At 69.9% G+C, this 21,584-nt stretch carries 22 protein-coding genes; 8 read left to right on the top strand and 14 right to left on the bottom strand.

Going from position 1 to position 21,584, the window contains the following annotated elements; translation table 11 throughout:
* Window positions 1-30: 30 nt before the first annotated feature.
* The 5 genes from guaB to ABT123_RS16300 all read right to left on the bottom strand — a co-directional run bounded on the left by guaB (window position 31) and on the right by ABT123_RS16300 (window position 7,925).
* Complete coding sequence (gene guaB / locus ABT123_RS16280) at window positions 31-1,542, bottom strand: IMP dehydrogenase (protein ID WP_351314114.1); 1,512 nt, start codon at window positions 1,540-1,542, stop codon at window positions 31-33.
* A 59-nt stretch (window positions 1,543-1,601) separates the two neighbouring features.
* Window positions 1,602-2,786, bottom strand: a complete 1,185-nt coding sequence (locus tag ABT123_RS16285) for a Cmx/CmrA family chloramphenicol efflux MFS transporter (RefSeq protein ID WP_351314117.1) — start codon at window positions 2,784-2,786, stop codon at window positions 1,602-1,604.
* Between the two features lie 89 nt (window positions 2,787-2,875).
* Window positions 2,876-3,820, bottom strand: a complete 945-nt coding sequence (locus tag ABT123_RS16290) for a carbohydrate kinase family protein (protein WP_351314119.1) — start codon at window positions 3,818-3,820, stop codon at window positions 2,876-2,878.
* Window positions 3,821-3,831: 11 nt separating this feature from the next.
* Window positions 3,832-6,765 (bottom strand): hypothetical protein, encoded by a 2,934-nt coding sequence (locus ABT123_RS16295; RefSeq protein ID WP_351314122.1) that lies wholly within the window; start codon window positions 6,763-6,765, stop codon window positions 3,832-3,834.
* Window positions 6,747-7,925 (bottom strand): hypothetical protein, encoded by a 1,179-nt coding sequence (locus ABT123_RS16300; protein ID WP_351314125.1) that lies wholly within the window; start codon window positions 7,923-7,925, stop codon window positions 6,747-6,749. The genes ABT123_RS16295 and ABT123_RS16300 overlap by 19 nt, the downstream gene beginning before the upstream one ends.
* Before the next feature lie 437 nt (window positions 7,926-8,362).
* Between ABT123_RS16300 and ABT123_RS16305 the strand changes: the two genes are divergently transcribed.
* From ABT123_RS16305 to ABT123_RS16325, 5 genes are read left to right on the top strand one after another with little or no spacing between them, the layout of a single operon-like run.
* Entirely contained in the window at window positions 8,363-9,169 is an 807-nt protein-coding gene (locus ABT123_RS16305) for an HAD family hydrolase (protein ID WP_351314128.1), read from the top strand.
* Window positions 9,170-9,173: 4 nt separating this feature from the next.
* Window positions 9,174-10,619, top strand: a complete 1,446-nt coding sequence (locus ABT123_RS16310) for an MFS transporter (RefSeq protein ID WP_351314131.1) — start codon at window positions 9,174-9,176, stop codon at window positions 10,617-10,619.
* A gap of 26 nt (window positions 10,620-10,645) precedes the next feature.
* Window positions 10,646-11,368, top strand: a complete 723-nt coding sequence (locus ABT123_RS16315) for a hypothetical protein (protein WP_351314134.1) — start codon at window positions 10,646-10,648, stop codon at window positions 11,366-11,368.
* Window positions 11,365-12,573 carry an HAD hydrolase family protein gene (locus ABT123_RS16320; protein ID WP_351314137.1) on the top strand — a complete coding sequence of 403 codons (1,209 nt, stop codon included), beginning with the start codon at window positions 11,365-11,367 and terminating at the stop codon, window positions 12,571-12,573. The genes ABT123_RS16315 and ABT123_RS16320 overlap by 4 nt, the downstream gene beginning before the upstream one ends.
* Window positions 12,573-13,481 (top strand): DUF6024 family protein, encoded by a 909-nt coding sequence (locus tag ABT123_RS16325; RefSeq protein WP_351314139.1) that lies wholly within the window; start codon window positions 12,573-12,575, stop codon window positions 13,479-13,481. The genes ABT123_RS16320 and ABT123_RS16325 overlap by 1 nt, the downstream gene beginning before the upstream one ends.
* On the opposite strand, the gene ABT123_RS16330 is transcribed toward ABT123_RS16325, so the two are convergent.
* Both ABT123_RS16330 and ABT123_RS16335 read right to left on the bottom strand, forming a co-directional pair.
* On the bottom strand, window positions 13,478-13,753 hold the full coding sequence (locus tag ABT123_RS16330; protein WP_351314142.1) for a hypothetical protein: 276 nt from the start codon (window positions 13,751-13,753) through the stop codon (window positions 13,478-13,480). The genes ABT123_RS16325 and ABT123_RS16330 overlap by 4 nt on opposite strands.
* A gap of 53 nt (window positions 13,754-13,806) precedes the next feature.
* Complete coding sequence (locus ABT123_RS16335; protein WP_351314145.1) at window positions 13,807-14,082, bottom strand: hypothetical protein; 276 nt, start codon at window positions 14,080-14,082, stop codon at window positions 13,807-13,809.
* Window positions 14,083-14,248: 166 nt separating this feature from the next.
* Here ABT123_RS16335 and ABT123_RS16340 point away from each other — a divergent pair, with 166 nt between their 5' ends.
* Window positions 14,249-14,818, top strand: coding sequence for a HutD/Ves family protein (locus ABT123_RS16340; RefSeq protein ID WP_351314147.1), 570 nt, complete (start codon window positions 14,249-14,251; stop codon window positions 14,816-14,818).
* Between the two features lie 6 nt (window positions 14,819-14,824).
* Here the strand turns inward: ABT123_RS16340 and ABT123_RS16345 are convergent, their stop codons facing one another.
* The 3 genes from ABT123_RS16345 to ABT123_RS16355 all read right to left on the bottom strand — a co-directional run bounded on the left by ABT123_RS16345 (window position 14,825) and on the right by ABT123_RS16355 (window position 17,896).
* Window positions 14,825-16,267: a purine-cytosine permease family protein gene (locus ABT123_RS16345; protein ID WP_351314150.1), complete on the bottom strand. Its 1,443-nt coding sequence runs from the start codon at window positions 16,265-16,267 to the stop codon at window positions 14,825-14,827.
* A gap of 90 nt (window positions 16,268-16,357) precedes the next feature.
* Window positions 16,358-17,428, bottom strand: a complete 1,071-nt coding sequence (tsaD, locus tag ABT123_RS16350; protein WP_351314153.1) for a tRNA (adenosine(37)-N6)-threonylcarbamoyltransferase complex transferase subunit TsaD — start codon at window positions 17,426-17,428, stop codon at window positions 16,358-16,360.
* Window positions 17,429-17,443: 15 nt separating this feature from the next.
* The gene (locus tag ABT123_RS16355) at window positions 17,444-17,896 is read right to left on the bottom strand and encodes a hypothetical protein (RefSeq protein ID WP_351314156.1); all 453 of its coding nucleotides are present in this window, start codon (window positions 17,894-17,896) and stop codon (window positions 17,444-17,446) included.
* Window positions 17,897-18,117: 221 nt separating this feature from the next.
* On the opposite strand from ABT123_RS16355, the gene ABT123_RS16360 reads away from it, so the two are divergent.
* Complete coding sequence (locus ABT123_RS16360) at window positions 18,118-18,402, top strand: helix-turn-helix domain-containing protein (RefSeq protein WP_351314158.1); 285 nt, start codon at window positions 18,118-18,120, stop codon at window positions 18,400-18,402.
* Between the two features lie 76 nt (window positions 18,403-18,478).
* A complete protein-coding gene (locus ABT123_RS16365) occupies window positions 18,479-18,889 on the top strand; it encodes an IS630 family transposase (RefSeq protein ID WP_502970970.1) in 411 nt (136 codons plus the stop codon).
* 32 nt (window positions 18,890-18,921) lie between these two features.
* On the opposite strand, the gene ABT123_RS16370 is transcribed toward ABT123_RS16365, so the two are convergent.
* The 4 genes from ABT123_RS16370 to ABT123_RS16385 form a co-directional block, all read right to left on the bottom strand.
* Entirely contained in the window at window positions 18,922-19,731 is an 810-nt protein-coding gene (locus ABT123_RS16370; RefSeq protein WP_351314164.1) for a hypothetical protein, read from the bottom strand.
* Between the two features lie 22 nt (window positions 19,732-19,753).
* Window positions 19,754-19,945 (bottom strand): hypothetical protein, encoded by a 192-nt coding sequence (locus ABT123_RS16375; RefSeq protein WP_351314167.1) that lies wholly within the window; start codon window positions 19,943-19,945, stop codon window positions 19,754-19,756.
* Between the two features lie 18 nt (window positions 19,946-19,963).
* Window positions 19,964-20,335, bottom strand: a complete 372-nt coding sequence (locus ABT123_RS16380) for an iron chelate uptake ABC transporter family permease subunit (protein ID WP_502970971.1) — start codon at window positions 20,333-20,335, stop codon at window positions 19,964-19,966.
* A 273-nt stretch (window positions 20,336-20,608) separates the two neighbouring features.
* The gene (locus ABT123_RS16385; protein WP_351314170.1) at window positions 20,609-21,577 is read right to left on the bottom strand and encodes a MerR family transcriptional regulator; all 969 of its coding nucleotides are present in this window, start codon (window positions 21,575-21,577) and stop codon (window positions 20,609-20,611) included.
* Between the last annotated feature and the right edge of the window lie 7 nt (window positions 21,578-21,584).

A 21,584-nucleotide genomic window follows, 5' to 3' on the forward strand; every position in this document is an offset into this window, starting at 1 on the left:
CGCTGATTTTGCCATGGGCGTCCGGCCGGGTCAGTAACGGTAGTTCGGCGCTTCCGCGGTGATCGTCACGTCGTGCGGGTGGCTCTCGCGCATCCCGGCCGAGGTGATCCGCACGAATTCGCCCCGCTCCTTGAGCTCGGGGACCGTGGGCGTGCCGCAGTACCCCATGGCGGCGCGCAGTCCGCCCACGAGTTGGTGGACGATCTCCGCCAGCGGGCCCTTGTAGGGGACCCGTGCTTCGACGCCTTCGGGGACGAGCTTCTCGGTCTCGGTGACATGGCCCTGGAAGTACCGGTCCTTGGAGAAGGAACGGTCTTTCATGGCCGCGAGGGACCCCATCGCGCGGTACGTCTTGTACCGCTCGTTTCCGACGGTGATGATCTCGCCCGGTGCCTCGTCGACACCGGCGAGGGCGTTGCCCATCATCACGGTGTCGGCGCCGGCCGCGATGGCCTTGGGGATGTCGCCGGAGTACTGCACGCCGCCGTCGGAGATGATGGTGGCGCCGTGCCGCTCGGCGGCGAGGGCGCAGTCGTGGACCGCGGTGATCTGCGGTACGCCCACGCCCGCGACGATGCGCGTGGTGCAGATCGAGCCGGGGCCGATACCGACCTTCACTCCGTCGGCGCCCGCGCCGATGAGCGCCTCGGTGGCGGCGGCGGTCGCGACGTTGCCGCCGATGACCTCGACGTCCCAGGTGCTTTTGATCGTCTTGACGGTGTCGAGGACTCCCTGGGAGTGGCCGTGCGCGGTGTCCACGACGAGGACGTCGACCCCGGCCGCGACCAGCGCCTCGGCCCGCTCCACCGCGGCGGGGCCGACGCCCACCGCCGCGCCGACCAGCAGGCGGTCCTGCCCGTCGACGGACGCGTGGGGGTGGTCCTGCTTCTTGCGGATGTCCTTGACCGTGATGAGCCCCTGGAGGACGCCGTCCTCGTCGACGATCGGCAGCTTCTCCAGCCGGTGCGTGCTCAGCAGCCGCCGTGCCTCCTCCAGCGTGGTGCCGACCTTGGCGGTCACCAGCGGGAGGCTGGTCATGACCTCCCGTACGGGCTGGTCGGCGGCGCCGGCGAACCGCAGGTCGCGGTTGGTGAGGATGCCGACGAGCCGTCCTGCTTCGTTGGTCACGGGGACACCGGAGATGTGGAAGTGGCTCATCACCTCGCGTGCTTCGGCGACCCGGGCGTCGGGCCGCAGGGACACCGGGGCGGTGATCATGCCGGCCTGGGTGCGCTTGACCAGGTCCACCTCGGCGGCCTGCCGCGCGACGGGCATGTTGCGGTGGAGGATGCCGATGCCGCCGAGGCGGGCGAGGGCGATGGCCATGGGCGCCTCGGTGACGGAGTCCATGGCCGCGGCGACGATCGGCACGGCGAGTTCGATCCTCGGCGTCAGCCGGGTGCGCGTGTCCACCTGTGCGGGAACCACGTTGGACTCGGCGGGCAGCAGGAGGAGATCGCTGAACGTCAGGCCCTCCTTGCGGAACTTGCCGGGCCGCTCGGTGCCGGGTGCGACGCCGTGACTGGAGTGGTGCTGGTGCATGGTGCGTTCTCGTCGCTTTCTCGCGTGAGTGGGGGAACCGTGGGAGTACGGATGAGGTGTCAGGCTCCGGTGCCGGCGTGGGCGGGCGGCTCGGCGGCGGCCCGCCGCCGCGCGGCCTGGGAGAGGAACACCAGGGCCAGTGCCGTCGTGCTGAGTGCGGCACCCGCCCAGCCGACGGCGGCGTAGCCGGCCCCGGCGTCGATCAGCAGGCCGCCGAACCACGGGCCGGCGGTGTTGCCGACGTTGAACGCCGCCACGTTCGTCGCCCCCGCGAGGGTCGGGGCCTCGCCCGCCAGGCCGTACACCCGGGCGTTGAGCGCCGGGCTGATGGCGAACCCGGCCACGCCGAACAGGAACACCAGCGGCACGATCAAGCCGGCGCGCGGCGCCAGCGCGAGGACGGCGAGGAGCACGGCGACCGCGCCGGTCCCGGCCTTGAGCACGGCGAACGGATGGCGGTCGGTGAACCGCCCGCCCACCGTGATCCCGGCGAAGGCGCCGATGCCGAAGAGTGCGAGCACCCAGGGCACCGAGCCGGCGGACAGCCCGGCGACCTCGGTGAGCACGGGCGCCAGATAGCTGAAGGCGCAGAAGATTCCCGCCGAGACCAGGGCCGTCGTGCCGAGGGCGAGCCACACCTCGCCGTCCCGGTAGGCGCGCAGTTCGGCCCGCAGACGTGGTCCGGACCCGCGGGAGTTGGAGCCCTCGGGTACGAAGCGGAGCACCCCGAAGACGGCCAGGACGGCGATCGCTCCGACGCCCCAGAAGGCGACCCGCCAGCTCGCGTGCTGGCCGACGAAGGCACCGGCGGGGACGCCCAGGATGTTCGCGACGGTGAGCCCGCCGACGAGCACCGCCATGGCCCGGCCGCGCCGGTCCTCGGGAACCATTCCGACGGCCGTGGCGGCGCCCACCGCCCAGAAGCCGGCGCAGGCCAGGGCGCTGACGATGCGTGAGGCGAACAGGACGCCGTAGGACGAGGTGAGGGCGCCGACGGCGTGGCCCAGTGCGAAGACCAGCAGCAGCCCGGCCAGGGTGATGCGCCGCGGCACGCGCAGGGTCGTGGCGGCCAGCACCGGAGCCCCCACGACCATGCCGATCGCGAACGCCGACACCAGCAGGCCGGCCTGGGAGATGGAGACCCCGAGGTCGTCCGCGACGAACGGCAGCAGTCCGGAGAGCATGAACTCGGAGGTCCCGAGCGCGAAGGCGCTCATGCCGAGGACGTAGACGGCGAGCGGCACGCGTACTCCAGTCTGGTCGGGAATCGTGGTCGGACAACCGCGGGTGCCGGTTCCGTGCGGAGGGGGTGGCACGGAACCGGCAGTGGGCCTCAGCCGCGGTGGGCGGCGAGCCGCTCGGGGGCTTCGACGGCCGCGGTGAGCGGACCGGGGTACTCCAGCGTGACGGCGGCCAGCGCGACGGCCCGGCCGAGCAGGTCGACGGTCTCCGGGAAGGGGCGCTCGGCGGGGGCCGCGGCGCCCTGGGCGAGCCAGGTGATCCAGGCGGACACGGCGGTGTCGTTCGCCCCGATGTAGTTCTCCACCACGTGGTCCGGGCCGGTGCTGGCCGGCACCCCGGCCTCCTGCACGCCGTCGGCGGTACGGGCCACCAGCTGGGCGCCCCCGACTCCCCAGGACAGCAGCAGGGCCCAGCGCGGGTTGGTGGCGTCGAACAGCGTCCGCGCGAGCTGCACGCCGTCCATGCCCTCGACGTCCAGGGCGAGGTGCTCGGCGAGCACGTCCGCCTCCCGCTGGCTGACGACGATCACGTCGGCGAGGGGGTAGAACTCCGCCGACACCTTGCGCCGTTCCTCGATGGCCTCCGGGCCCAGGTGCAGGACGAGGAAGATGCCGTGCTCGTGTGCAAAGGCGACCGCTTCCTGCGAGGCTTCCAGCGAGATGCCCTGGTTGACGATGACGGCGTCGATCCCGGTGCCGCCGGCGTGCAGCGCGGACAGCCCGTCCCGTACGTGCTGGGCGGTCAGCGCCCAGTTGGCGCCGCGCTCCATGCGCCAGCCCTGCTCCTCGAAGAAGTCGGCGCCGGTCTGCTCGCCCGCCAGCTCCACGACGGTGGAGACGTCGGCGCCCGCCTTCCGCAGGGTCTCCAGGATGGCTGCGCCGTCCGCGTCGGGCCCGGTGCAGCCCATGACCGCGGCCGGGGTGCCCAGCGCGCGGGCGGTCACCGCGTAGATCGATGCCTTGCCGCCGGGGTGGCGGCGCTCTCCCCGGTCACCGTAGAACACGTCGACCATCACGTCACCGATGCAGACAATCATGTGGTTGTTCCTCACTTACTGGTGTCCGCCGGGGCGGCGGACGTCATGTGGTGGGCAAGAGCGGTGGCCCAAGGGGCCAGCAGATCGGGCGACTTGCGGACCAGTGCCTGGACGTCGGCGGAGCCGACGAGCCGGTAGCGCTGGGCCGGCTTGGGTGCCTCGACGGAGTTCTGGGTGTCGCAGCCGGCCACGCGCACCCCTTGGCGCCGCAGTGAGCGGCACCGTTCCAGCAGCACGTCGGCCGGGACGTCGTCCGCGACCAGGACCGGTACCCGGTTGCCGCGCATGGCCGTGGCGGGGAGCGGGTCGCCCGTCGGCCGCGGCAGGGGGGAGGCGGTGCCGTCCGGCGTGTCCCGGGCCCCCGTGATCAGATCCGGCTGGTGGGCCGAGGAGTCGACCAGGATGTGGTCCGTGGCCGGGTCGAGCAGGCCGTCCAGGAACCGGAAGTACGCGGCGAAGTCGGCCTGGTCGGCGCCGATCGCGCAGATGAGCCCGCCGGTCACGGCCTGGCGCAGCAGGGCGATCTCCTCGGCCGTCACCCGGCACTGGAGCTGCAGTGCGGACGACGCGGGCAGGCCGAGTTCCGTCCGGATGCGGCGCCAGTCGCCGGCCGTGGGCACGTCCTCCATGACGACGGCCACCACGAGCCCTTCGGGCAGGGCAGCCGCCATCGCCCGGACGGAGGCGGTCTCGTGGTGCGCCAACGGCAGGTCCGCCACCGCTGCCGCTGCCGCTGCCGCGGGCGGCGGCAGGACCGGCACGTGGCGCGCCTGGCTCGGGAAGTAGGCGGGCTCACGGGGCGAGACGGCGTGCACGCCGATCGCATTGGCCCCGGCGCGCACCACGGCGGCCAGGTCGACGGCGTTGTGCACGCGGCAGACCTTGAAGAGCCAGTCCTGCCCGTCGCCGAGGGTGGCGGGCAGGTGCGGGGCCGCCGCGGGCAGGGCTGCGTACATCCGGTGGAGCGCCTGGGTCTTGGCACTCGTACCCCAGGTGGCGAAGGCCGTCAGGTAGTCGGCCACCGGACGCAGGTCCAGTACCTCCTCCCAGCCCTCGCACAACGGCTCGGCCGCCGCCCCGCGCAGGTGCCGGGCGATGTTCTCGTAGTTGACGCAGGCCACGGTGGCCCGGATGCGTGCGGAGGCGTGCCTGCCCAGGAGCCGCTTCACGTGGGCGAGCGTGGCGAAGGTGGTGACGTTGTTGTCGTAGAGGACGACGGTTCCGTCGCCGTCCAGCCACTCGTGGATGCGTTCCCGGAAGTGCTTGGGCACCCGGGACATCAGGTGGCCGAAGCTCGGCGCTCCGTCCTCCGCCAGGCCGCGCATCGCGTTCTTGGACGAGTACGCCATGTGGGCCACGCCCACGGCGGGCTTGTCCGGCCGGGTCAGTCGGGCAATCACCCGGAAGGCGAGCCCCAGGTCCAGGGCCCCGGACGGAAAGTCGATCAGGCCGACGGGCCAGTCGCCGCTCTGCTCCAGCTGCCCGGCCAGCGAGAGCGCGGAGACGGCGATCACGCGCGGATCGTCCAGCTCCCGCATCGCGAAGGGTGTGCCGGTGCATTCGCCGACGGCCCTGCGCAGGGCGGACCAGCCTTCGGCAGCCAGGACGTCCGCCACCTGCGGAGCGTCGAACACGGTGCTCCAGTAGGCCAGATGGCAGTCCTCGACGAGCCGCTCGACCTCGTCGTCGAGGGCGTCCGGCGCATCGTCGGCGACGTTGGACTTGACCAGCACGTCCAGGGCGTGGGTGGCGGCGTTCTTCAGGTGGTCCAGGACGCCGACGACGATCCACCGCTGTGCGCGGGGTAACGCTTCCCAGCCGGCGAGGACCCCGCCGTCGGCGAGGATCCGCAGGCAGTCGAGCGAGACGTCCAGCGCCTCGGTCCACCGCTCGCGGCCGGTGGTGGGATCGGCGAACAGGTAGGGCGGGGCGGCGAGATGGAAGAGCCTGCCCCGCAGCAGGACGCGGTCCGCTGCGGACTGGGTGAGTCCGAGCAGGAGTTCGCGCAGACGTGCACGTTCGGCGGGGTCGCCGGTGGCCGTACGGCACAGGTCGTCGAGCGCGCCGAGGTACAGGTCCTGGGGCACGGCGCCGACGCCGATGCCGTTGTCCGCCGGGGGAAGGTTCGCCAGTGCGTGCCCGTGGCCGGCGAAGACCTCGTCCAGGTCGGCCAGCGCGTAGGTGGCCGCACCGGTGGTCAGCCGTGCCTGGCTCTCGACGTCCGGGAGGGTGGCCGTGAACTCCCGCCAGCTGCGGCTGGAACGGGCTCCCCGCTCGTGTACGACGCGGACGGTACGGCCGCCGGCCCGCTCGACCAGGTCGAAGAGCTCGTGGTCGTGGTAGCTGTCGTCCGCCAGCAGCTCGATCCGGGCACCGGCACCCAGCAGGTTCCGCACGGCGTCGGCCTTGCGGTCCCCGTCGACCACGGTGCCCAGCCGGCACTGTCCGGCCTCGAACTCGAGCGTGGATCCGGCGACTTCGTACGGCAGCCCGGTCAGGAGGCACCGGGCGAGCAGGCCTTCGACGACACCCGCGATGAAGGGCCGGTATCCCGCGCTGAGGAACAGGATGCGCAGGCCCGGGTCCTGACGGTAGTGCAGGTGGCGCAGGTAGCCGGCGACCTCGGGGTAGAGCGCGAGCCGGGCGGCGACGGCCGCTCCGGCGTCCTCCATCCGCTGCGCGGTCCAGGGGCCGAGGGGGGAGGCATTGATCAGGTCCAGGGTCCGTCGGCGGAATTCCACATCGGAGAGTGTGGGCTGCGGACCGTATGCCCGGTCATTGAGGGAGAGGAATTCCTGGACGCCGTGCTCGTCGAGCAGGAGGCCCGGGGAAGCACAGGCGTGGTACCAGGCGGTGGTATTCATCAGCGTGCGATCGACATCGAGGACGATCCACGACTGCTGCGGTTCGGTATGAGTCGACAGGGTCACGATATACTGCTCCACGATTTTAAGCTGAAATCGTCCGCCACGGGCCTCCCGCTACATCTGCTCATGAGATTCCTCCCTCGCTGGACTACCGGCTCGATCCGGACGACGTCACGGATCGGGTTGATGAGGACGAGACATTCCGTGCCCGGGGTGACGAAGAGATCACGGAGGTGGGAGATGCCGTGCTGCCGCGGCCCTGCGGACTGCCCGCGGACTTCCATGTGGATGTGGCCGCGAGGCTCGTAGGGTTTGCCGCCGCGCAGTTTCTCCCAGTCGACGGACCTTCGCGGCCAGTACGTTCCGTAGCAGTGCAGTTCCTGACCGGGAAGCAGGGTGAATTCCTGCTCCGAGGCGATGTCCGTGGCCTGCTGCACATGGGTCAGGCGCCGGTGCGGAATGCGCCGCAGAACCCGCCCGATGATGCGAGGGGGGCGGTCGGCATCCGTGACACGGACAAAGATTCGGACGGCATAGGAGTCGATCCGGTTGACCGAGACGAATTCCTTGACGGCATCCAGGGCGTTCAGCCCGTCCGGTGAGCCTTCGAGGCGCAGCAGATGGCTCCCGGGCGCCGGCCCGTCGGTCTGCGGGAGGAAGGCCGTGTGCGAGTAGACGCTGCGGCGTTCCAGCAGCTGGGGCGAGGTGGGCACGGTCAGCGGGGTGGCCACGCTGAACTCGCCGCCCGGCGGCAGGTAGCCGCTGGCCGTGAAGGACTCGCCGGTCAGGTGCGGGCCGCCGAGGAGCGAATGCTCCAGCACCTCGCCGCCCGGGTGGTCACCCGTGGGAGGGGCGCCCGCCGCACCGACTCTGAGATAACGGGTGTCCGGCTTCGCCATGCCCAGGGCGATCACGGTCTGCCGTGCGGTCGCGTCCTGGAAGTATTTGGCGCGGGCGAAGAGGAACGCGTCGATGCCCTGGAGGTCGACACTGAAGGACTCGGGCCCGCCGTAACGTAAGTGCGCATCGTGTAGCGGGTCGTCCGCGAGTTCCTCCGGGGCCGTGAGGCGTACGGAGGGCGGGGCCGAGGGCTGCGGGACGATCCGCTCGTTCCATCTGCTGCGTACGGCGAGGTAGCGACCTTGTTCCGTGCCGAACAGGAGACGTTTCCCGGAACGGTCGGACAGGACCCTGCCGCTGAGTGGTAAGGCTTCGCCGATGATGGCGGAATGACGCACTGGCTTTCCCCCTGAGAGCCATGGAAAGAAGAGACTGCATTCCCGGCATCGGGAATCACCGGCAGCACGGAAGACCGCTGCGGAACGCATACCCAAAGGCAGCGAAGAATAAGCGGGCGGCATCCACCGAGACCCGCTCGGAGCGGCACCGGCCTGCCTCCCTAGTGATCATGAAGCAGGATGATCATCCATGTCAACAGCAATTATCCAGGCGTTCACTCGTAGTTTCCTACCAATCATTTACCGTTTTCCTTACCAAATCCGACAGGATCGGACATGTCGCACCTATCACGGTTCGCTCCTCTTTGGCGCATATTTCATCCGAGTCGGTGGCGGGATTTCCTCGGAAGGTGGCTTGAATTTCGCCATTGACGCATCCCGAGAAAATCGAACCAGCCACCGGTGGCGTTTAATCGAGCATTGGGTACGATGCGCGAATGATTCCTCACCGATTGATTGCCACCGACCTCGACGGAACCCTTCTGCGCAAGGACGGAAAGATTTCCGAGCGCACCCGGCGGGCGCTCAAGGGAGCCACCGAAGCCGGCGCGGAAGTGGTGTTGGTGACGGCTCGGCCGCCCCGCTACGTCGACGCGCTCATCGAGGCCTACGGCCTCGCGGGCACGGCCGTGTGCAGCAACGGCGCCATCGTGTACGACATGACGTCCCGCAGCGTGGTCTCCTCCCGCGCGCTCCCCATCGACTCCGCGCGGCGGGCGGCCGAAGCCCTGTCGGAAACCGTGCCCGGCATCGGCTTCGCCGTCGAGACCGGCCACCGCGTACTGTTCGCCCCGGGATACGGCCACCGCCTTCCCGAGGACGCGGACGCGGAGTTCGCCGTCCCCGGCGTGGACGACCTGTGGCAGTCCGAGGCCCCCATCGTCAAGCTCCTGGCATGGTCGGACGCGGTCGACGCCGACAGCATGCTCGCCACCGCGGAGCGCGCCGCGGGCTCGGTGGCGCAGTTCACCCACTCAGGCGGCAGCGGGCTGCTGGAGATCAGCGCCTCCGGCGTCACCAAGGCGGGCACCCTGTCCGCCCTGTGCGCCGACCGCGGGATCGACACCGGCGAGGTGGTCGCCTTCGGCGACATGCCCAACGACCTGTCCATCCTCACCTGGGCGGGAACCGGGTACGCGGTGGCCAACGCCCACCCCAGCGTCCTGTCGGCGGTGTCCCGGCACACGGCCTCCAACGAGGAGGACGGCGTGGCGGTCGCCCTGGAACAGCTCTTCTCCCTCTGAGACCATGCAAGAGGAAAAACAGCCGCCGAACGAGGCCGTGGCAACGGACGTTTCGTGGTGGCGGATCGGCTTCATCTGCTCGGTGCTGCTGCTGGAGGGCATGAGCTCCTCCAGCATCAACGTGCAGATCGCCGCGCTGGGCAGCAGCCTGCACCTCACCCCCGTACAGCTCCAGTTGACCGCGAGCATCTTCCTCGTCGCCTACGCGGGCCTGCTGCCCGCGGCCGGCCGGCTCGTCGATGCGTGGGACCGGCGCGCGATGTTCATGATCGGCGTCGGGGTGTTCGGCCTGGGCTCCGTTCTGTGCGCCGCCGCCACCTCGGGCTGGTGGCTGGTCCTCGGCCGCTTCGTCCAGGGCGCGGGGGCGGCCTTCAGCGCACCCGCGGCCATCGCCCTGATCACGGCCAATCTGCCGCCGGGTCGACTGCGCAACAAGGCACTGGCCCTCTACGGCTCGATGGGAGCCGCCGGGTTCACACTCGGACTCGTCATCCCCGGGTTCCTCGTGACCCAACTGGGTTGGCGGGCCAGCTTCCTGGTCTACGTCCCCCTGGTGGTCGCGGTGCTGGTGGTGACCCGTACCATCGACTCCGCCCCCGGTACCGGCGCTCGCGTCGACGCCGTGTCGGCGGTGGCCCTGACCGCCTCCGTCATCCTGGCCGTCGGTACGGTCGGCAGCATCGGCGAAACGTCCCTGTGGGCGAGCGGCGGCCTGCTCGCAGCCGCGGCCGGCCTGGCGGCGCTGCTGGTCCACCGGGGCAGGCGGCGCGGAACCCGGATGTTCCCGGCGGGCGTGGTGCGTTCGCCCCGAGTGATCGTCGGATGTGTCGCGCTGGCGGGCCTGTTCGCGGCGATCGTCGCCTCCATGTACCTGACCGGACTCGAGCTGGCTCTGAACCGCGGCCACGACGAGTTCGCCGTGGGACTCGCCCTCGCACCGCAGAGCATCAGCAACGCGGCGGTCGGGATGTGGGGCGGTCGCCTGGTCACCCGCTTCGGCCCCGGCCGGGTACTGGCCGCGGGAATGGCCCTGGTGGCCTGTGCACTGGGCTATCTGGGCGCGGTCGGCTTCCAACTCCCGTACGCACAGGGGCTGCTGCCCGCCACCTTGGCCATCGGTTCCGGAGTGGCGCTGTGCTACCCGGCGGCGTCGATCATGGCGGTGAGCGCGGTACGCCCCCAGGAACACGGCACGACCTCCGCCCTGCTGACCGTCTTCCAGAACGTCGGCGGCGCGGTCGGCCTGGCGCTGGTCACCGCCTTCGGCGCGGTCCCGCTGGCCGGCGGCGCCCAGGGGCCGGAAGCCGGGATGTACATCTCGGCCGCCTGCATCCTCGTGGCCGGCGTCGCGTCCCTGGCCGTCCTGTCCCGTAACGCGCGACGGATGCAGGGCACTCCCGGCTCAACAGCAGAGCCGGTTCAAAAAATGACAGTCCATCAAGAAAGTTGAAATCCATGACTTCCATGGCTTCTTCCATGACGTCCGCTCAGCCCGAGCCCCAGCTGGTCATGTTCACCGGCGGCCGTGACAGCACGCTCGCCGCTTCCGTCCTGATGCTGCAGGGCATACCCGTCCATCTCTGGAGCGGCAACAGCGGCTGTTCGCTCCACCGGGACATCCTCGCCCTGCGCGTCGCCGAGCTCCGCGCGCGGTTCGGCGACCTGGTCGTCACCCACGTGGTGCAGGACACCAGCGGCGCGTTCCGCAGCATCGCGATCGAGAACCTCGAGCAGGACATCCTGACCCACCGCAAGAACCTCGTCCTCCTGGGCGAGAAGATCGCCATCCACGCGCACGTGATCGACTACTGCCGGCGCAACGGCATCCGCGTCGTCAACGACGGAATCGCCGCCTACCAGCAGGAGTTCCCCGAGCAGCGGCCCGTCGCGAAGGAGTACTTCGTGAACTTCCTGAACGAGTACGGCCTCGAGTACAACAGCCCCGTCTACGAGTTCGCCCAGTCGCAGGACGACGTCAAGTACCGCCTGCTCCAGCTCGGCCTGTCGACGAAGTCGCTGGAGGGCGTCTCCATCTTCGGGGACAGCTTCTCCACTCCCTCCGACGACACCATCCTCAACTACCTCAAGGAGAAGGAGGCGCTCAGCCGGGACATCATCGACTTCTTCTCCGGCAGCGCCCTCACCGTCTCCGCGTCCGCCTCCGCCTCCGTCGGTGAACTGGCGGCGGTCCCGGCGTGAGGACGATCCGGAAGGTCGCCGCGGTCGTCGTCCGCGGCGGCCTCCTGCTCGCGGTCCGCAAGCGCGGAACGTCCGTGTTCCTCTCCCCCGGTGGCAAACGCGAGCCAGGCGAGACGTCCGAGCAGACCCTCACCCGGGAACTCGCCGAGGAAACCGGGTTGCGGGTGCGCTCTTGGCGTCACTTCGGCACGTTCAGCGACCGGTCGGCCCTGGAGGCCTCGACCACCGTGGAGATCGAGGCCTTCCTCGTCGAGGCGGACGGTGTGGCCGAGCCGTGCGCCGAGATCGAGGAGGTCGCCTGGGTCGATGCCGGGTTCCGGGCGAGCGGCATCGAACTCGGCTCCGTACTGAGCCGGTTCGTCGTGCCGGAGCTGTGTGCCCGGGGGATTCTGCGGGAGGCCGCCGGTGCGCCCGGCCGCGTCGGCACGGTGGCGGCGGACCTCGACGGCACGCTGTCCTTCGACGGCCGGGGCCCCGGCCCGGCCGTCACCGAGGCCCTCACCGAACTCGCGGACCGCGGCGACGTGGACCTTGTGTACGCGACCTCCCGGGCTCCGCGCGGCACCCGGCGGCTGCTCGGCCCGCTCGCCGACCGGGCCACGCTGATCTGCTGCAACGGCGCGGTCACCGTGCAGGGCGACACCGTGACCCGTCGGGTCCCCCTGCCCGCCGACGTGCTGCGCACCGTGGTCGACGGCCTGCTCGCCGAACAGGCCGACTTCTACCTCGACTACGGCGACAGCTTCGTGGTGAGCGGCACCGGATTCCCGTGGATGGACTACCCCGACCGCGCCCAGCTGGGCCGGGGGGAGGTGCCCTCCCTGGAGGGGGTGGTGAAGCTGAGCGTGCACCCGCCGCGGACGGCCGATGCCGTGGCGAAGCTGCGCGCGGCGGCCGGGCCGGCGCTCGAGGTGTGCGCGCATGCCGACGGGGTCGTGGACGTCACCTGCGCCGGGGCGACAAAGGCGGCGGCCCTCGCGGCGTTGCCCGGTACAGATACACACCCGGTGGCCGTGCTCGGCAACGATCTCAACGATCAGGAGATGCTGGGCCTGGCCGACATCGCGGTCGTCGTCGGCGACGGCCTGCCCGGGCTCGAACGCGCCGGACACGTCCTACGGGTTCGCGCGGCGGACGCCGACGTCGCCGCGGTGCTGCGCGACCTGACCTGCTGCCGTACCGGCGCGGATCGGACCGGCGGCTGATGGGCGCTCTGGACGCCGCCGCCCTCCACCCCGGGCTCCAGGAGCCCGGCCTCGCACGGCACCACTTCGCCGAGGCCGCGGCCCTGCGCGCTGCGGTCACGGAGCGGCTGCGGCAGGAGCTGCGCGCGGCCGACTTCACCCCGTACCTGGTCCACAACACCACCTCGAGCCTGCTGGCGGTGCTGTTCGCGGCGAGCGCCTCCGGCCGTACGGTGCGCACCTGCGGTCCGGACGACCGGCACTATCCGGCCTACGCGGGGATCCTCCCCCGCGGCGGCCCGGACGCGGAGTGGGAACTGCGGACCCATGTGTCCCCACTCACCGGCACCGTCGACAACCTGGCCGAAGACGGGGACGGGGAAGTCGGGGCCGGGGTCCGGATCGTCGACGCCGCCCAGTCCCTGGGCACGGCCCTCACCTCGGCAGCGCTCTCCCGCGGTGATGTCGTGCTCGCGCCCCTGCACAAGCACCTGGGCCTGGCGGTGGGGCTGGGGCTCGCACTCGTACGCAGCAGCCGGCCGGAGCTGGAGCACGTACACCGCGTGCTCGGCGTGGCCGAGTCCGGCGCCCAGTCGCTGGACCCGCTGCGCACCGCGGAGCGGGCGCTGTGCGAGGCGGAGGGGAGGATCTTCAACCGGGCCGTGATCGACGTGGACGACGGTCTGCGGGCGTGGTGCGCGCAGCACGGCATGCGCCTGTTGAACCGAGGGCAGGGGGTCCCCTTCGCGTGCGTCACCACCGCGGACGGCTCAGCGGTCGCCGAGCGGCTGGCTCCTTCCGGCTGGCGCCATTTCCGGACCGGGAACACCGCCCGCTTCGCGTTCCACAGCCCCGGTTTCGCCGACGATCCACCGGCCGACCACACCACGGCGTTCCAGGAAGCCCTCACCCGCGCACTGCAGGGCTAGCGCGGTTCCTGGGGCGCCACCCGGCAGGCGGCGTTGGCGAAGCCGATGGGCACGCCGGCGTCCGTCAGCCCGGTCACACAGCCGTTGAGATCGCTGACCACGCCGCGGTTGCAGGCCGCCGTGACGGACGCGGTGACGTCGATCCCCGCGCGCTCGACGATGTCCGTGCAGGCGGGGATGTCCGCATGGGCGGCGGGCGCGGCGAGGGCGGCGCCTCCGAGGGCGAGTATCAGGCCGGTGAGGACACCAGCGGTACGGGTCGACATGCGCATGGGACGCACCTGCTCTCCGAGATGGTCGCGCTGCCCCCACTGAGCGGGAACTCCTACTGGGCGGCCACTCTGCAGGCGCTCACCGCGGTCCCGTTGGTCACACCGCCCGTGGTCAGGCCGGTCACGCACTGCTTCTGGTCGCCGCCCATTCCGACGGAACACGCCGTGCGGATGGAGGCCGGGGCCTCGCCTCCCTGCAACTCCCGCTCGACCTGGTTGATGCAGGCCGTGACGTCCGCGTGGGCAGCGGGGGCCGTGAGGGCGGCGGCGCCGCCGAGGGCGAGGGTCAGGCCGGTGAGGACTCCGGCGAGTCGGGTCGACGTGCGCATGGGACGCACCTGCTCTCCACGTTGGCGTGTTGGCGTTGGGAACGGCTCCGAGCACATGGGCCCGGACTCCTCCCCTCCCTTCGACGCTAGAGCAGTTCCCCGCCACCCGCGCGGCGGGGCCGCATAGACTGCTTCGGCAGTCCGCACGCAGGTCAGGAGCCCGCCCATGCACCGCTTCGATGTCGAGACACTGACGGCGGGCCGGTGGCGCAACGGCGGGGGCGCCACGAGGGAGATTGCCTCGTCGCCGACTGGCACCGAGGAGTTCGGATGGCGCGCGAGTGTCGCCGACATCGACCGGGACGGGCCGTTCTCGGCCTTCCCGGGCGTCGACCGGACGCTCACCCTGCTGGCGGGCGACGGCGTACGGCTGGCCTGCCCCAGGGTGTTCGACCGGCTGCTGTCGCGCCCGGGCGAGCCGTTCGGGTTCTCCGGCGACCACGCCCTGACCGCCCAACTGCCGGGCGGCTCCTGCCGGGTGCTCAACATCATGGTGCGGCGCAGCCACTGGACGGCCCGGGTGGATAAGGTCGCCGGCCCGGTCGTGCTGCCCGCCGGGCACGCCGGTGTGCTCTATGTGCTGCGCGGCCACTGGCAGGCGGGCCCCGACGGGCATGTCCTGGCGTCCGGTCAGGGCGTGTGGTGGGACGTAAACGACAAGGCGCCGGGCGGAGCGGTCACACCGCTCTCGCCCGGCGCCGCCGCCCTGTGGGCGGATGTCACTCCGGCGGGGTGACCCGGGTCAGCCGACCGGCGCCGCTGCCACGGGCGCGGGCTGCGGCGGGTGGATGGTCTCGGCAGGCGGGTTGGCGGTGCGCCGCGCCCACAGCCCGTACAGGACCGAGGTGACCAGCAGCCCGACGATCCAGGAGATGTCGGCGCCGTCGAGCTTCTTGGTGATCGCGCCGGTGTACAGCTTGGTGGCCAGGAACGGAATCTGCACGGCGACGCCGACGACATAGCAGGTCAGCGCGGTGACGTTCCAGCGCCCGTAGCGGCCGTCCGGGTCGTAGAGGGCGGGGATGTCGACGCGTTCGCGGGAGACCAGGTAGTAGTCGACCAGGTTGATCGCGCTCCACGGGGTGAACACCATCAGGAGCAGCAGCACGAAGTTCTTGAAGTTGGTCAGGAAGTCGTCGCTGGCGGCGAGCGCGATCACCATCGACACCGCGATGAAGCCGACGATGTAGGCGGCGCGTGCGACGGCCGAGATGCGCGAGCGGCCGTTGAAGGCGGTGACGGTGGTCAGGATCGACATGAAGCCGCCGTACGCGTTCAGGCAGTTGACGGTCAGCTTGCCGACCACGATCACCAGGTAGATGAGGACTGCGAGAAACGCCGGGCCAGCCAGGTCGCCGAGGAAGCCGACCTGGTCGGGCAGGAACGCCTTGCCCGCGACCGCCGCGGTGAGCACGCCGAGCGTCATGGCCCACTGGGAGCCGATGACGGATCCGGCGAACGTCGCCCAGAACGTCGCGCGCGTGCTGGTGTCGCGCGGCAGGTAGCGCGAGTAGTCGGCGACGTACGGGCCGAAGGTCAGCTGCCATCCGGCGCCGAGCCCCACGGCGAGCAGGAACGTCGCCGCCTCGAAGCCCTTGTTGCCGATGTGCGCGCCGACGTCGTACTGCGTGAACACCCGCACCAGCAGGTAGCCGAGGCCGAGCACGCCGACGACGGTCGCGATGCGGCCGGCGATGTGGATGAGCCGGTAGCCGGTGACGGCGACCACGGCGGTCAGCGCGCCGAAGATCAGGATGCCGGCGTCCGTGTTGTCGATGTGCAGCATCTCGGACACCGCCTGCCCGGCCAGCACACTGCCGGTCGCGGCAAAGCCGAGGTACATGAGGATCACCAGCAGCAGCGGCAGGATCGCGCCGTAGACGCCGAACTGCGCGCGGCTGGAGATCATCTGCGGGACGCCGAGCCGCGGCCCCTGCGCGGAGTGCAGCGCCATCACGATGCCACCGAGCACGTTGCCTATCAGCAGCGCGGGTATCGCCCACAGCGCGTCGGCGCCGAAGACCACCGCCAGCGCGCCGTCGACGATCGCGGTGATCTGCATGTTGGCGCCGAACCAGAGGGTGAACTGGCTGCGCGGCGTGCCGTGCCGCTCGGCGTCCGGGATGACCTCGATGGTGCGTTTTTCCATTGCGAGTCGTTCCGCAGGGGCGTGTTGGACCGGCATGGTGATGACCTCTCCCGCAGCGATTCCGGCGTGTGCTGCGCCGAATCTGGCATAGAGGTGAACAGACATCAAGATCTTGAATGAATAATTTCAACTACTGGTCATCGCGGGGCGGGCGAGCGGGGTCAGGGACGCGTACTCGAGCGGTGCGGACGGGTCGATGGATACATCGAGCGGGGCCGGTTCGGCGCCGGAGCGGACCAGGAGGTCGCCGACGGCGGCAATCATCGCGCCGTTGTCGGTGCACAGGGTCATGGGCGGGACGCGCAGCTCGATCCCGGCCGAGGCGCACCGCCTCTCCGCCAGGGCGCGGACGCGGGAGTTGGCAGCCACTCCCCCGACCACGACGAGCGTCTTCACCTCGTACGCGCGGCAGGCCGCCATGGCCTTGCGGGTCAGCACATCGGCCACGGCCTCCTGGAGTGCGGCGGCCCCGTCCGCGACGGGCACCTCCTCGCCGCGCTGCCGATGCTGCTCGACCCAGCGGGCGGCGGCCGTCTTGAGGCCGGAGAAGGAGAAGGCGTACGGGTCGTCGCCGGGCCGGGTCAGCGGGCGCGGGAAGGCCACGGCCTTCGGGTCCCCCGCCCGCGCCGCCCTGTCGATGGCGGGGCCGCCGGGATACGGCAGGCCCAGGATCCGGGCGACCTTGTCGAAGCACTCGCCGGCCGCGTCGTCCAGGGTGTCGCCCAGGTGCAGGATCGGCTCGCGGACCAGGTCCCGTACGAGCAGGAGCGAGGTGTGGCCGCCGGAGACGATCAGCACCACACAGGGGTCGGGCAGCGGGCCGTGCTCCAGGGTGTCGGCGGCGACATGGCCGGCCAGGTGGTGGACGCCGTACAGCGGCACCCCCGCCGCATAGGCCAGGGACTTCGCCCCGGCCAGCCCCACCTGGAGGGCCCCGGACAGACCGGGTCCGGTGGTGACGGCGACCGCGTCGATCTGCCCCACCCGCAGCCCGGCCTGGTCGAGGGCCTGCCTGACCACCGGGTTGAAGGAGTGCAGGTGAGCGCGTGCGGCAATCTCCGGCACCACCCCGCCGAAGCGGGCGTGCTCGTCCATGCTCGTCGCCACCACGTGCGCGAGCAGCTTCCCGTCCTGAACGATGCCCGCCCCGGTCTCGTCGCACGACGACTCGATCCCCAGCACCACCGGCCCGGCCATAACGCCTCCTTTTGCCTAACTCTTGCAACTGCAATATAGGTGCAATAAGGAAGAGCACCGGCCGCCGGATGCCGACGTCCGTGACGGTGCGCCGCCGCGGCCGAGTCCTCGCAGGTGGCTTCTGCGGAGCATGGCGGCGTAGAGGATCCCGAATGCGGTCCAGGCGAGGTAGAGGCCCGGCAGGCCGAGGCCGGCGTGCACACCGAGCAGCCAGCCGAGCGGCACCAGGAGGAGGTAGTCGCTGGTGACCGAGGCGAACAGGACCGCGCGGGTCTCTCCGGCGGCGCGCAGCTGTGCGGCGTAGGCCATGGCGGGCACAAACGGGACGAGGCTGATCAGGGCCAGGGTGTGCGGACGCAGGGGCGTGAAGTCGGCTTTGACCGCGCGGGCCTGTCCGCTGGAGCCGGGACCGCGGTAGGGCAGCTGGTAGAGACGGCCGTCGTGTTCGACGCGGGTTGCGTGGGCCACCGCCTTGCGGACGATGTCGACGTACTCGCGGGTGCGGCGGAGCGGTTTGTCGTACGTACGGCCGGCCGTGCCAGCCTTCGACGAATTGGACTATTAATCCGAAACGGTTGGGATTCTGGGTCATTGTAGTGGGTGTGCGCGATCTGGTGGGGGACGCGCGGCATCTGCCGCCGTCGGCGCAGGAGACGTGAGGCTCTGACCGCTCGCCCGCGGGCAAGCGTGTGGGTGAGCATCAGGTGCTGTCGGAAGCCGAGCAGGCGGCGCTTCGCCAGGTGGTACTCGGTCACCGTCCTTGTGACGTGGGGCTTTCGGGGCAGTTGTGGACTCGTGGCCAGGTCGGCGTGCTGATCGCGAAGCTGTACCGGGTGATGCTGACCGAGCCGGAGGTGGGGAAGTACCTCAAGAGGTGGGGACTGTCGCTCCAGCGGCCCGACAAGCAGGCGATCGAGCGGGACCCGGAGGCGGTGCGGGTCTGGCTGGAAGAGACACGGCGGCGATCCGCGTGAAAGCGAAGGCTGAGGGCGGCGAGGTCCTGTTCGCGGATCAGGTCGGCATCCGCTCCGACCAGGTCATCGGCCGCGCGTGGGGCGAGCGGGGGCCACACCCCCGATCGTGCGGCGGACCGGGAACCGGATCTCGGTGAACGCTATGTCAGCGATCAGCACGAAGGGCCGCATGCACTTCATGGTGTTCACCGAGAACTTCGACGCGAGCGTGATGTGCCGGTTCCTCGACCGTCTCTCCAGCCACTTCGACCGCAAAATCCACCTCGTGGTGGACCGGCACTCCACCCACCGCTCCCGCGCGGTCCGCGACTGGCTGGCCGATCACCCCAACCAGGTCGAGCTGCGCTTCCTGCCGTCGCACTCGCCCGAGTTGAACCCCGACGAGCTCGTGATCGCCGACCTCAAACGCAACCTGCGAGCAGCAAAGCGCGCACCCAAGTGGATGCGGTGGCGACCCCGGACATTCGCCGCCTCTCTCCCCGATTGAAAGAGCCTGGGATGATCTGGTGTCGACCCGCTTTAGAGGTACTTAGCCAGGGCCGCGTCGAGGCTGGAAAACTCCTTGGACGGGACGAGTTTGGGTGTACGCATCACCTCGGAAACCATCTCCGCATTCCGCTTCGTACATCCAGCGACTTGCTCCTCTTCGATATACCATGGAGCCTTGCCTTTTCTCCAGTCGGGGAAGAATGCGGGATTGCCCCCCGAGTCGACGACTGCAATTGGGCCAATCTTCAGCTTCTGGCCGCCGTCGTGTTCCAACGTGATGTCGAGAACGCCGAACCACGGGTTACCCCCCTCCACAATGGTTTCCGGGCCAACGGTCAGCGTAAATTTCTCGTACTTGTTGGGGGGAATCTCGTGCGTCAGCTCTTTGGAGAGGGAGAAGGGAACCTTATGCAGCCGAGGGCGTCCATCAGTAGCGGCCTCGGCCGGCTGGCTGTCCGGAATAATGAAACCGTAGGTGGCCGTAGTCAGGAGCTGCCCGCCGATGCCATAGCACGGCTCAGGGTAGCCGGACTTGCGAAACGTCATAGTTGCCTTAGAGATGAACGCGGGAGCCTTGCCGAGGTTTTTTGCCGTAACGTCGATGTGGACACCTCTGCCGCTCCCTTTTTCTGACGTGGAGTCATCGAGAGCGTTTTTTCTCTCGATGGGAATCCCATCCTTCAACTCCGCCGTGACCTTCTCCAACTCCAGGCTGGCGGTCGGCTTCGCTTCCTCGTTTCGCCCGTTGCCGTCGCCGCACTGTGACGAGCCGGTGCAGTTGTTGTTGGTCTCGCTCGTCGAGCAACCGACAAGCGTCGCAAGGAGGACGACCATCCCCATCAGGGCCGATGCCTTCACAGCCTTAGCTCGCACTGGGCTGCGGTCCGTTCTCGACACGGTTGTTGCCGTCGCCGCACTGTGACGAGCCGGTGCAGTTGTTGTTCGTCTCATCCCCTGACGAACCTGCCATCAGCGTGCCGATCACGGTGATGATGGCCGCAACGATCGGAACCACGATCAAGATCCACTGGTTCCTGGTGAGGGGGCTTGCCACTGAGTCTCGTCCTTCTATTCAGGCGGAATGAGGGCAACTAGTATCCCTTAACTTCCCTCTGGCCAAGGCCAGTTCAGGACAAACACCTCTTCGGATATCGCACTGGCGTTTAGCCTGCGCGTCAGGACTACTCCGGCGCGCGAATGTATCGGGCAAGCGTTGCCTCGACGCGTTCGTATCGATGAGCCGCAGCTCGACGTGCGGCGTGATCAGGCCGACGAAGCCGATCTGGCCGCTGACGGCCACGATGGTGCCGATCATCAGGGCGACCAAGGTGAACAGGCTGACGTTCAGCACGAGGACGGTCACCGCCCCGACCGAGGCGACCGAGGACACCCCGAGCAGCATCGGGTCGGCGAGCGGATTGCGGACCAGGGCCTGCAGCGCCATGCTGGCCACTCGTGCGGTCGCACCGGGGCGCGCAGCAATGCCATCCGCCGTACCCAGCGGGAGGCACCACCGGGCCGAGGGCACGGACCGGGAAGCCCCGGCAGACGACGCGGAGACCCTCTCCTTCACCGAAGACGAACTCGACGCCACCAACCGCTACGGCGAAGAAGGAACCGAAGCGTCGTACGGGGCTCAAACAGCACGGGGCCGGTCATCGCACACGACCCCGCCTGCTCAGCCCTGACGACGAGGACTTCGTCGTCACCGCTTCCCTCAGCTGTCGTGCCCAGTCGTAGGTTTCTTGGAGCTCGGGCCCCTCGACGTCGAAGGTGCATTCTCGGCTATCGAGATCGACAGTCCGTCGGTCAGCCATCGATGAGCCACCGTCATGTTCAGCACGCGCCCGCCGGTGGCGGTGCCGACCAGGGCCCAATACCGTTCCAGGCGGGGGTCGAAGCCGGATGACCTCGACACCAGCCCGTGCAGATATGCGCGGAAGGCGGGGGTGTCCGACTCCCGCCGGGCTCGTGCGTGGGCGGATACGAAAGCGTTCACCGCATCCCCGGCGCTGGGCGGCAGCCCCTGGGCCAGAGCGGCGGCCGTCAGAGCGGCAGCATCGTCGATCTCCCCGTAGAAGGCCGGGGCGTCCCTCATCTCTTCGTCGTGGTCCTGGGTCCAGCGGGTGAAACTGGGCGTGGAGATGAGCAGATGAAGCTCGGCGTAGGCCAGGGCCGAACCGGGATCGGGGTCCCGGGGCGGGTCGGGCGACAGCATGGCGATCATGATGTCGAGCCGGCGCTTGGGCATGGCCGCGGACAGCTCGCGATACCAGTGATCGGTGAGAGTGCGCTGCGCCTCCGGGAGCCGCTGCACGCGGGAGAGGATCTCCAGACGCCGGAGCCGTTCCTCGCCCGCGCAGTCGTCCAGGGACTTGAGCGTGGCCTCGCGCCACCGCAGTTCGGTCAATCGTTCCTGCACCATTTCGAGCTCGGTCGACACCAGTTCACCGAGGGAGCACTCACCGGTGACCACCTGCGTGATGGTCGCGATCGGGGTGTCCAGCGCCCGTAGGCGTCGGATGAGACGGATCCGCTCCCACGCGTCAGGACCGTAGCGCCGATGACCACCGGTGCTACGGGCGGCCACGGGCAGCAGACCGCTGTCGGAGTAGTAGCGGAGGGTCTTCACCGGAACCCCCGTTCCGGCCGCGAGCTCACCGATGCTCCACGTGTCGTGCGTCACAGCCTCT

The sequence above is a fragment of the Streptomyces sp. NPDC002054 genome, from assembly GCF_040296685.1.
GTDB lineage: Bacteria > Actinomycetota > Actinomycetes > Streptomycetales > Streptomycetaceae > Streptomyces.

Bases quoted from the DNA above. Each gene is read 5' to 3' on its own strand.
- tsaD (WP_351314153.1), bottom strand. From the start codon at position 17,428: ATGGCCGGGCCGGTGGTGCTGGGGATCGAGTCGTCGTGCGACGAGACC.
- guaB (WP_351314114.1), bottom strand. From the start codon at position 1,542: ATGCACCAGCACCACTCCAGTCACGGCGTCGCACCCGGCACCGAGCGG.
- ABT123_RS16325 (WP_351314139.1), top strand. From the start codon at position 12,573: ATGGGCGCTCTGGACGCCGCCGCCCTCCACCCCGGGCTCCAGGAGCCC.
- ABT123_RS16380 (WP_502970971.1), bottom strand. From the start codon at position 20,335: ATGGCGCTGCAGGCCCTGGTCCGCAATCCGCTCGCCGACCCGATGCTG.
- ABT123_RS16335 (WP_351314145.1), bottom strand. From the start codon at position 14,082: ATGCGCACGTCGACCCGACTCGCCGGAGTCCTCACCGGCCTGACCCTC.
- ABT123_RS16340 (WP_351314147.1), top strand. From the start codon at position 14,249: ATGCACCGCTTCGATGTCGAGACACTGACGGCGGGCCGGTGGCGCAAC.
- ABT123_RS16310 (WP_351314131.1), top strand. From the start codon at position 9,174: ATGCAAGAGGAAAAACAGCCGCCGAACGAGGCCGTGGCAACGGACGTT.
- ABT123_RS16370 (WP_351314164.1), bottom strand. From the start codon at position 19,731: ATGGGGATGGTCGTCCTCCTTGCGACGCTTGTCGGTTGCTCGACGAGC.
- ABT123_RS16345 (WP_351314150.1), bottom strand. From the start codon at position 16,267: ATGCCGGTCCAACACGCCCCTGCGGAACGACTCGCAATGGAAAAACGC.
- ABT123_RS16290 (WP_351314119.1), bottom strand. From the start codon at position 3,820: ATGATTGTCTGCATCGGTGACGTGATGGTCGACGTGTTCTACGGTGAC.
- ABT123_RS16305 (WP_351314128.1), top strand. From the start codon at position 8,363: ATGATTCCTCACCGATTGATTGCCACCGACCTCGACGGAACCCTTCTG.
- ABT123_RS16315 (WP_351314134.1), top strand. From the start codon at position 10,646: ATGACGTCCGCTCAGCCCGAGCCCCAGCTGGTCATGTTCACCGGCGGC.
- ABT123_RS16330 (WP_351314142.1), bottom strand. From the start codon at position 13,753: ATGCGCATGTCGACCCGTACCGCTGGTGTCCTCACCGGCCTGATACTC.